The following is a 10,024-nucleotide window of genomic DNA, read 5'->3' on the forward strand; positions in this document are numbered from 1 at the left end:
GCTTGGCGCATGGCGCGGCGCTTACTTGCTCTCCGCCTTGGCCTTCAACGCGGCGAGACCGGATTTGTATATATCGCTCACCGCCTTCACTCCCGCCTCGTCGGAAAGTTCCGGCGGCGGATCATTGTTCATGAAGCCGCGATAAAACGCGCCCTTCCATTCGACGACGCTCTTGCCGCCGTCTTCCTTCACGCTGATCGTCGAAGCGTAATTATTGACCGGCAGGACTTTCACGTCGACGGCGTCGATCTTGTAGCTCAGCGACTTGCCGTCGGCGTCATATTTGGTCAGCGACTCCTCGATCACGCCGCCATTCTTGAGGGTCAGCTTGCGCTTCGCGTCGACGGCGACGCCGCCCGTCCCTTCCGTCTTGGCGACGGCGGGATGCCAATTCAGATCCTGGAAATTGCCGACGATTTCCCAGACCTTCGCGGCCGGGGCGTCGATTTCGATCTTTTCGACGACCTTCTGGCGCGACGGGCCGTGGGCCAGCGCTGGCCCAGCGAGCAGCCCGGCGGAAAGCAGCGACAGGGCCGCAACGACACATGCGCGGCGCGCAAGCACAAACGTCATTAGGATCTCCCAGAAAGCCTGAACTGGCCGCCAACGGGGGCGGGCAGGCGCACATAACGGCGCCCAAAGCGGCGGCGTCAAGAGTAGCGAAGAATTCGACCGCGCGGGGGAAGTCGTCAGTTCGACATGGCGCGCGGATTGTGCGCGCCACTTGCGCCTCAACTCTGGACCATCCATATACCATCCAGACAGATGGTGTGAGGATGGCCATGGCGGACCTACACAAATTGCGGGAAAGGCCGCCAGAGGCCGAGAAAATCACGATCAATGTCGGCTACGTCGATCTCGGCCATATCGATCTCTTGGTGCGCGAGGGCTTCTACTCCAACCGCACCGACTTCATCCGCACCGCGATCCGCAACCAGCTCGGCGCGCATGCGGAGGCGGTGAAACAATCCATCGTGCGAAATACGCTGGAGCTCGGCTTGCGCCACTACAGCCGCGAAGACCTCGAGGCCGTGAAGGCGGCCGGCCGAAGGTTGCGCATCCATGTCCTGGGACTGGCGTCCATCGCCGAAGACGTCACGCCAGAACTCGCGCGCGAGACCGTCGAATCCATCACCGTGCTCGGCGCGCTGCAAGCGAGCAAGTCCGTCAAGGCGGCGCTCCAGGACCGCATCAGTTGACCTTTCCTCCCTTCTGTGAGGCGTAGACAAAATGAAAAACTTCCTGACGAGCGCCTTCAACAGGGCGACGCAACTGACGCGCGAGCAAAACCTCAAGGAAGCGACGCGCGTGCTGATGCGCGCGCTGACGAGCGGCGCCGCGGCGCCGGCGCCGCAGCCGGCCGCGCATGCCGAGCCGCATCCCCCAACTTTTCGTCTGCGCCGCCCGCTCGGCGAGACGGTGGAGTTGCTGCGTCACGCCGGTCTTCCAGGCCTCGATCAAAGCGGCGCGCCGCTCGTCGCCCTGCGAAAAGCCCCCAGAATCGACGTTCCGCCGGGCGCCGCCTATCTCTCGCGCAGCTATGTCGGCCCGGCCGGCGCCCGCGATTATAAGGTCTATGCGCCCAATGGCGTTGGAGACGGAAAACGGCCGTTAATCGTGATGCTTCACGGCTGCGCGCAGAACCCCGACGACTTCGCCGTCGGCTCGCGAATGAATGAGCTGGCTGATGAGCACGGTTTCATCGTCGCCTATCCGGCGCAGTCGACCACGGCCAATCAGATGGGCTGCTGGAACTGGTTCAACCCGGCGGATCAGACCCGCGAGAAGGGCGAACCCAGCCTCATCGCCGGCATGACGCGCGCCGTTATGGCGGAGTGGCGCGTCGATGAGTCGCGCGTCTATGTGGCGGGTCTGTCGGCCGGCGGCGCCATGGCCGCGACAATGGGTGCGACCTATCCGGAACTCTACGCCGCAGTGGGCATACATTCCGGCCTCGCGCATGGCTCGGCGAGCGACGTCGCCTCCGCCTTCGCGGCGATGGGCGGTAAATTTGAGTTCGGCGCGACGCGCAGGTCGCTGTCTGACGGCGTGCGGACGATCGTTTTCCACGGCGAAGCCGACCAGAAGGTGCATCCGACCAACGGGGACACGATCATTGCCGGGGCTCGGCTCGATCTTGCCGATGCGCTGGCGAGCGAAACGCGCGAGACCGGATCGGCGGGCGGCCGCAATTACAGCCGCACCGTCATCGCGGACGCGCGCGGCGTGCCGCAGCTGGAACATTGGGCTGTCGAGGGGCTCGGCCACGCCTGGTCGGGCGGCAATCCCGACGGCTCCTTCGCCGATCGCCATGGCCCCGAGGCCTCGCGCGAGATGGTGCGGTTTTTCCTAGCGGAGGCGGGGAAGGCGCGGTAGCGGGGACGCTGTCATGCGCCTGTCTTACAGGCGCGCCATCTGCGGCCATGGCCTATCTGCGCGCGCTCGCCTTTGCCCTCACGCTGACGGGCGCTCTTCTCTTCCTCGTTCCGCTGCAGGCGCTGGCGCGCCGGCGCGGCTGGCCGATTCAGCATGCGATCCAGACGCGCTTCTGCCGCGCGGTTTGCGCCGTCATCGGCATAAAGGTCGACGCGCGCGGCGCCCTACCCTCGAAGGCGCCGCGCTTTGTCGTCGCCAACCATGTGTCATGGACCGACATCATCGCGCTCGCGAGCGTCTATCCGTTGGTCTTTCTGGCGAAGAGCGAAGTCGCACGCTGGCCTGTGCTCGGACTGCTGGCGCGGCTGCAAGGCACCGTGTTCGTCGAGCGCGGCGCGAGGCATGATATTGCGCGCGTCAATGACGCGCTCGCTGACGTGCTGCGCGCGGGCGGCGATCTCGTCGTCTTTCCCGAAGGAACGTCGAGCGACGGCGCGGCGGTCCTGCCCTTCCGTTCGGCGCATTTCGCGCCGCTGGAGGCGATGGCGGCGCGCAGCGAAGCGCCGACGCTCGCGCCCGTCGCGATCTCTTACTCCAATGGCGCGCGCAGGATTGATGTCGGCTGGTATGGCGACATGAGCTTCCTGCCGCATCTGTGGAGCCTAATGAAGCGCGGCCACACGCAGTGTCACATCGTGTTCGGCGAGGAAATTGAGACGAGCGACAAGGACCGCAAGACGCTCGCGGCGCAGACGCATGCGCGTGTGCAGACGCTGCTGGCGTCGCATGAGCGCAACCGGGAATCGCCGCAGTCCTCGTGCTTCGAGACGGTTGCTACGCAACCTCCTCAGCATGAGGACTGCTTGTAGCGGTATCAGCGAATTCCAGTGCGCAAACCCAGGCGCCTCATCCTGAGGAGCGCGCGCAGCGCGCGTCTCGAAGGACGAGGGGCCGCTTTCATTCCCGGCAGGCCTTTCGCGCGTCAGGAGTGACGGAAGCGCTAAGCGGCGCGGCGGTGCGGCGCGGCGCCGAAAAACTCCAGATAGCGCGCGTCGATTTCAGCGACGGGCATGACGACGAAAACATCCGTCGTGTTGAATTTGCGGTCGACGACGGCGCCGTCGCCAAAACGCGCGCCCAGCCGCAGATAGCCTTTGATCAGCGGCGAGAGCGCATCGCGCGCCTTGCGCGCATCGAACGCGTCGCGCGCCAGCATCCGCATCGGCGTGTGCAGCTCGTCTCGCGCGCTGACGCGCCACGCCTCTTCCACCGGCGCGTAATGCGCCAGATAGCTCAGCGCCTGCGCATGGGCGAGCGGATTGGCGCCGTGCAGGCTCGCGCAGCCGAACATCACGTCGATGTCGTGCGCCCGCACATAGGCGAGAAGCCCGCGCCACAGCAGTTCGATCGTCCGCTTGCCGCGGTAGGGCGCGAGCACGCAGGAGCGCCCGAGTTCCAGCGCGCGCTTGCCGGCGTGACGGGCGAGAAGCGGCCCGACGTCATATTCGCCTTCGGAATAAAAGCCGCCGGCCTTCTTCGCCATGTCGTCGCGCATCAGCCGATAGGCGCCGACGATCTTCGGCCTGATCTTGCCGCGCTTGGTCTGCGCCGCGTGATCGATGACGATGAGATGATCGCAATATTTGTCGAAACGATCGGCGTCGCGGCGGGTGAAGGCCGTGCGCGCGTCTGGAATGGCGCCGCCTTCCTTGTAGAAGACGTCGTAGCGCAGGCGCTGCGTCTTGCGCACTTCCCTCTTGCCGCGCGCGAGCCGCACTTCCAGCGCGCCGAGACGGCCGAGCGTTTCACTGAGCGTTTTCTTGGCCGCTTTCGGCTTTTTTGAATCCGCTTGCGGAAAATTGACGAGGGCGAAGATCGTCTGACCGAAATCCGCGTTAACCGTCCACATGTGCGACTCGCTCCGCTGCGATCTATCCGCTTGAAGATCACGGGGAGGCGAAGCTTTTGTGACGCGAGAATCGCTCATGCGCCGCTTAAGTTGCGATTCGCGCGCGAACTCGCGAACTTCTACAAGGCGGCGGACCGAACGCCCCAGGAGACCGAATGATCAAATCTCATCTGATCGTCAGCGCGGCGATTTGCGCCTCTGTCCTCGCGACAGTCGCGGCGCGGGCGGAGCCGCTCCCCTCGCTCGGATGTTACGCGCGCGCCTATGACAAGGCGCATCTTTCCGCCCACAAGAGCCAGATCGTCGACAAGGCGTGGCTGTCGATCGAGACGCGAAAAGACACGCCGCCCTATCCGTTTTTGGCGACGCTGCAATTTTCGACCAAGGGGCGCGGCAAGGCGACCTTCTCCACCTTTGGCGCCTGCAAGGAGGACCGCGGCGCCCTCTTATGCAACGCGTCGGTCTCCGCCGAGGAAACCGACCTCTGCAAGACCAAGAAGGACGGCGTGCATCATTGCCGGATCGGCTACAGTGAGTCCGGCGCGTTCCGGATCGCCGCGCAGCCCGAGGGCGTGCTCGTGACGGTCGTCGAGCGGCTGGAAATGCCGGGGCCCGATGCGGGCGGGCGCGCCAGCTATCTCTATCTCAGCCCGGACAATGCGGAGAACCGCGCCTTTCTGCTCCAGGCCGCGGACGCGAAAGCCTGCGAGTAGCGGCGGCGAGCGTCGTGCGCATCCTCATCCTGAGGAGCCGCGAAGCGGCGTCTCGAAGGATGCTGCAGGAGTGCGAAAACCCTAGCCCTCGTGCTTCGAGACGCGTCCTGCGGACGCTCCTCAGCATGAGGGCTAGGGTTCCAGCGCCCATTAAAGTCCCGCTTGCCGAATCTGCGCAGATGCCGGACGCTCAATCCTCGCCGACTGGAGTTTTCCCCTTTATCCACTAACTTATCCACATGTTGTCGCTTTTTTAATTTTCGTCACTATATCTTGACGTCGTCGCAAGACTCACGCAGTCTGGAGGCAACACGCAATGGCGACGCGGCGAACGATCTTTAAGACGTTCGGCGGCTCTCGGCGACAGCCGGACGTGAGCGTTGCTTTGCGTGGGCGTGATCCTCGTTTTCGGCGTGCTTTCAATCGCGGCGTATCCATCCGCGAGCGCGGGGCGCGCGTCTTTCGAGTTCAGAATTGGCAAGAAATTGCGTCGCGGGCCAGCGAACGGCTGCGTGCGGGCGGACGCCTGCGCTTTGAGGGGATGAGACGATGAAAATTGAGCGGCGCTACACCAAGGCGGGCGAATCTCCTTATGCGACCATTCCGTTCCGCACGACGAAGAGCGAGATCCGCAACCCCGACGGCTCGATCGTCTTTTCTCTCGACAATATCGACGTCCCGAACCAGTGGAGCCAGGTCGCGGCCGACGTTCTGGCGCAGAAATATTTCCGCAAGGCCGGCGTGCCGGCGCGCTTGAAGCGCGTCGAGGAGAACGCCGTTCCGTCCTTCCTGTGGCGCTCCGTCGCCGATACGGAAGCGCTCAGCGAACTCCCCAAGGACCAGCGCCACGGCTCCGAAATCTCGGCCAAGCAGGTCTTCGACCGTCTCGCCGGCGCCTGGGCCTATTGGGGCTGGAAGGGCGGCTATTTCGATACGGAAGAAGACGCCCAGGCGTTCAGCGACGAGCTTCGCTACATGCTCGCCATGCAGATGGCGGCGCCCAATTCCCCGCAATGGTTCAACACCGGCCTGCACTGGGCTTACGGCGTCGACGGGCCGAGCCAGGGGCATTTCTATGTCGACTACGCCAATGGCAAGATGGTGAAGTCGAAATCGGCCTATGAGCATCCGCAGCCGCACGCCTGCTTCATCCAGTCGATCGCCGACGATCTGGTCAATGACGGCGGCATCATGGATCTCTGGGTGCGCGAGGCGCGGCTGTTCAAATATGGTTCCGGCACCGGCACCAATTTTTCCAAGCTGCGGGGCGAAAAGGAGAAGCTTTCGGGCGGCGGCTCGTCCTCCGGCCTGATGTCCTTCCTCAAGATCGGCGATCGCGCGGCGGGCGCGATCAAATCCGGCGGCACGACGCGGCGCGCGGCGAAAATGGTCGTCGTCGACATCGACCATCCCGACGTCGAAGCCTTCATCGATTGGAAGGTGAAGGAGGAAGAGAAGGTCGCCTCGCTGGTCACCGGCTCGAAGATCGTCAAGAAGCATTTGAAGGCGATCATGCGCGCCTGCATGAACTGCGAAGGCCCCGGCGACGACTGCTTCAACCCCGAGATCAATCCGGCGCTGAAACGCGAGATCAAGCTCGCGCGCAAGAACGAAGTGCCGGATAATTACATCAAGCGCGTCATTCAGTTCGCCAAGCAGGGCTACAAGGACATTCACTTCGACACCTATGACACGGATTGGGACAGCGAAGCCTATCTGACCGTCTCGGGTCAGAACTCCAACAACTCCGTGCGCGTCACGGATGAGTTCCTGCGGGCGGTCGAGAAGGACGGCGACTGGACTCTCATCAAGCGCCTCGACGGCAAGCCGGCGAAGACGCTGAAAGCCCGCGATCTGTGGGAGAAGATCGGCTACGCCGCCTGGGCCTCCGCCGATCCGGGAATCCAGTTCCATACGACGATCAACGACTGGCACACCTGCCCGGCCGGCGGCCCCATCCGGGCGTCCAATCCGTGTTCGGAATATATGTTCCTCGACGACACGGCCTGTAATCTCGCCTCGCTCAATCTGCTGCAGTTCCGTTCCCCCTCCCTTCCCTCCCCCGCAAGCGGGGGAGGGTTAGGGTGGGGGTTCGACGTCGAGTCTTACGAGCACGCCGTGCGCCTCTGGACCGTCGTGCTCGAAATCTCGGTGCTGATGGCGCAGTTTCCCTCAAAGGAAATCGCGCAGCTGTCCTATGACTACCGCACGCTGGGCCTCGGCTTCGCCAATGTCGGCGGCCTCTTGATGTCGTCTGGCGTCGCCTATGACAGCGAGGCCGGCCGCGCCATCGCCGGCGCGCTATCGGCGATCATGACGGGCGTGTGCTACGCGACCTCCGCCGAAATGGCCAAGGAGCGCGGCCCCTTCGCGCGCTTCATGGAGAATCGCGAGGCGATGCTGCGGGTCATCCGCAATCATCGCCGCGCCGCGCATGGCGAACGCGTCGGCTATGAGCAGCTGGCGATTACGCCCGTGCCGCTCGACATCGCCGCCTGCCCCGATCCGCTCTTGGTCGAACACGCCGGCGCCGCCTGGGACAGAGCGCTCGCGCAAGGCGAACTCTACGGCTATCGCAATGCGCAGGTCACCGTCGTCGCGCCGACCGGCACCATCGGCCTGGTGATGGATTGCGACACGACCGGCATCGAGCCCGATTTTGCGCTCGTCAAATTCAAGAAGCTCGCGGGCGGCGGCTATCTCAAGATCGTCAACCGCGCCGTGCCGGAAGGGCTGCGCTCGCTCGGCTATCGCGAGAGCGAGATCGCCGAGATCGAGGCCTATGCCGTCGGCCACGCCTCGCTCTCCAATGCGCCCGCGATCAACACCACGAGCCTGCGGGCGAAGGGTTTCACGGACGAGAAGATCGCGGCGGTGGAAGGAGCGCTGCGCAGCGCCTTCGACATCAAATTCGTCTTCAACAAATGGACGCTCGGGCAGGACTTTCTCACCGGCGTGTTGAAAGTTCCGGCGGCCGCGCTCGACGACAAGAACTTCGATCTGCTGACGCATCTGGGGTTCTCGCGCGCCGACATCGACGCCGCGAATGTCCATATCTGTGGCGCGATGACTCTGGAGGGCGCGCCGCATTTGAAGCGCGAGCATTATCCGGTGTTCGACTGCGCCAATCCCTGCGGGCGCACCGGCAAGCGCTATCTTCTGGTCGACTCGCATATCCGCATGATGGCGGCGGCGCAGCCCTTCATCTCGGGCGCGATCAGCAAGACTATCAATATGCCGAATGACGCCTCGATCGAGGATTGCGAACAGGCCTATCTGCTGTCGTGGCGCCTCGGGCTCAAGGCCAACGCGCTCTATCGCGACGGCTCCAAGCTCTCGCAGCCGCTCTCGGCGCAGCTCATCGCCGGCGACGACGACATCGACGCGATGGACGTCGTCGAGGAACTCGTGACCGCCAATATGCCGGCGCGCGCCGCGGCCATCGCCGAACGCATCGTCGAGCGCGTCGTGCATCAGGTGATCCGCGAACGCGAGAAGCTGCCGAACCGGCGCAAGAGCTACATTCAGAAGGCGACGGTCGGCGGCCACAAGGTCTATCTGCACACGGGCGAATATGAAGACGGGCGGCTGGGCGAAATCTTCATCGACATGCACAAGGAAGGCGCGGCCTTCCGAAGCCTAATGAACAATTTCGCCATCGCGATTTCGCTCGGCCTGCAATATGGCGTGCCGCTCGAGGAATATGTCGACGCCTTCACCTTCACCCGCTTCGAGCCCGCGGGTCCGGTGCAGGGCAATGACGCGATCAAATACGCGACGTCGATCCTCGACTATGTGTTCCGCGAGCTCGCCGTCTCCTATCTCGGCCGCAACGATCTCGCGCATGTCTCGCCCGAAGACATCGGCCATGACGTGCTCGGCAAAGGCCAGCATGAGGGCAAGGCGCCGGAAACGAATTCCGTCGTCTCGCGCGGTCTGCTTCGTTCCAAGACCGACAGGCTGATGGTGGTGCAAGGCGGCGAAGCTCTTGGCGCCGCTCGAAACATCGGCGGCGCGGTGGCGCTGCGCGAGACGCCGGACGCGGCGCATGACGCGGACGACCCGACCTCGACGCTCGGCTGGACCGAGCCGACGAAGACCGTCACCGGCGTCGCCGAAAAACGCGCCGAAGCGCGCATGAAGGGCTATGTCGGCGAAGCCTGCCCCGAATGCGCGAACTTCACGCTGGTGAGGAACGGCACGTGCCTGAAGTGCGAGACGTGTGGGGCGACGACGGGGTGTAGTTGATGGAGACGCTTCAACATGGCAGCGAAACTGCTGGTCGCAGCGTCTACGAAAGCGTCTCTTGTTGACTTCGGTGTCATCGAGTCGCGAATAGAACACTTCACTCAGCACGATGTCCCGCGAAACATAGCTTTTGCAAAGCTCGTTCTGCGTGACGTTTTCGGTGTGGCCGAAAGTGAAATTGATGAATGCATCGTCGATGGCGGCAGCGATCGAGGTCTTGACATCGTTTATGTTGATAACCCCAACAAGGTGATTAACTTTGGATCATGCAAATGCGTCACGAAATATAAGAAATCTCAGGCTAACTTCCCCGGAGATGAGGTCGATAAAATCATCTCCATTGTTGACGATATCGTATTTCGCAACGAAGAAGCACTATCCGCTGCGAATGGCGCACTAAGCGCCCATATTCGGCAGATTTGGGAGCTACTCGAAAGCGATAATTTTGCAATCAAAGTTCACCTATTTTCGAACCAGTCAAAGCTCGTCCGCGACGAGCGAGATCGCCTAATACGCCGCTTATCGGCGCATAGAGCCGAGCTTTACGAACATAGTCTCTATGAATTGTCGCACGGAGTGGTCCGAGCATCAAAGCCTCGGTTTCAAAAACGACTCAAGCCTTTAATGGGCTTGATGTACCGTAAGCCTCCGCCGAGGGCCGTCTGGCGATTGGGGCTGACGGCGGCGATAGTCGTGCGCGTGGCGCGGGGATCGTGTCCACTATCGATGATGGACACTATCTCCGATGACCGAGGCGGAAAAAGACGAGGCTGCGGGT

The 10,024-nt window shown here is 63.1% G+C and carries 8 protein-coding genes; 6 read left to right on the plus strand and 2 right to left on the minus strand.

From position 1 onward, the window contains the following. Positions 1 to 21: 21 nt before the first annotated feature. Positions 22 to 573 (minus strand): SRPBCC family protein, encoded by a 552-nt coding sequence (locus ACR65W_RS08055; protein WP_434499045.1) that lies wholly within the window; start codon positions 571 to 573, stop codon positions 22 to 24. A gap of 209 nt (positions 574 to 782) precedes the next feature. On the opposite strand from ACR65W_RS08055, the gene ACR65W_RS08060 reads away from it, so the two are divergent. Genes ACR65W_RS08060 through ACR65W_RS08070 form a run of 3 tightly spaced genes read left to right on the plus strand, consistent with a single transcriptional unit; the run spans position 783 to position 3,245 of the window. After that, positions 783 to 1,199 carry a CopG family transcriptional regulator gene (locus tag ACR65W_RS08060; protein ID WP_434499046.1) on the plus strand — a complete coding sequence of 139 codons (417 nt, stop codon included), beginning with the start codon at positions 783 to 785 and terminating at the stop codon, positions 1,197 to 1,199. A gap of 31 nt (positions 1,200 to 1,230) precedes the next feature. Next, positions 1,231 to 2,376, plus strand: coding sequence for an extracellular catalytic domain type 1 short-chain-length polyhydroxyalkanoate depolymerase (locus ACR65W_RS08065; protein WP_434499047.1), 1,146 nt, complete (start codon positions 1,231 to 1,233; stop codon positions 2,374 to 2,376). Positions 2,377 to 2,423: 47 nt separating this feature from the next. Continuing rightward, the gene (locus ACR65W_RS08070; protein ID WP_434499048.1) at positions 2,424 to 3,245 is read left to right on the plus strand and encodes a lysophospholipid acyltransferase family protein; all 822 of its coding nucleotides are present in this window, start codon (positions 2,424 to 2,426) and stop codon (positions 3,243 to 3,245) included. Positions 3,246 to 3,376: 131 nt separating this feature from the next. Here the strand turns inward: ACR65W_RS08070 and ACR65W_RS08075 are convergent, their stop codons facing one another. After that, positions 3,377 to 4,285, minus strand: a complete 909-nt coding sequence (locus ACR65W_RS08075; protein WP_434499049.1) for a GNAT family N-acetyltransferase — start codon at positions 4,283 to 4,285, stop codon at positions 3,377 to 3,379. 155 nt (positions 4,286 to 4,440) lie between these two features. Between ACR65W_RS08075 and ACR65W_RS08080 the strand changes: the two genes are divergently transcribed. The 3 genes from ACR65W_RS08080 to ACR65W_RS08090 form a co-directional block, all read left to right on the plus strand. Beyond that, a complete protein-coding gene (locus ACR65W_RS08080) occupies positions 4,441 to 4,998 on the plus strand; it encodes a hypothetical protein (protein ID WP_434499050.1) in 558 nt (185 codons plus the stop codon). Between the two features lie 549 nt (positions 4,999 to 5,547). Continuing rightward, positions 5,548 to 9,246: a vitamin B12-dependent ribonucleotide reductase gene (locus tag ACR65W_RS08085; RefSeq protein WP_434502506.1), complete on the plus strand. Its 3,699-nt coding sequence runs from the start codon at positions 5,548 to 5,550 to the stop codon at positions 9,244 to 9,246. 15 nt (positions 9,247 to 9,261) lie between these two features. Continuing rightward, positions 9,262 to 10,024: hypothetical protein (locus ACR65W_RS08090; protein ID WP_434499052.1), on the plus strand; the 763-nt coding region annotated here is incomplete at its 3' end.

This window comes from Methylocystis sp. (genome assembly GCF_051062815.1).
Classification (GTDB): domain Bacteria; phylum Pseudomonadota; class Alphaproteobacteria; order Rhizobiales; family Beijerinckiaceae; genus Methylocystis.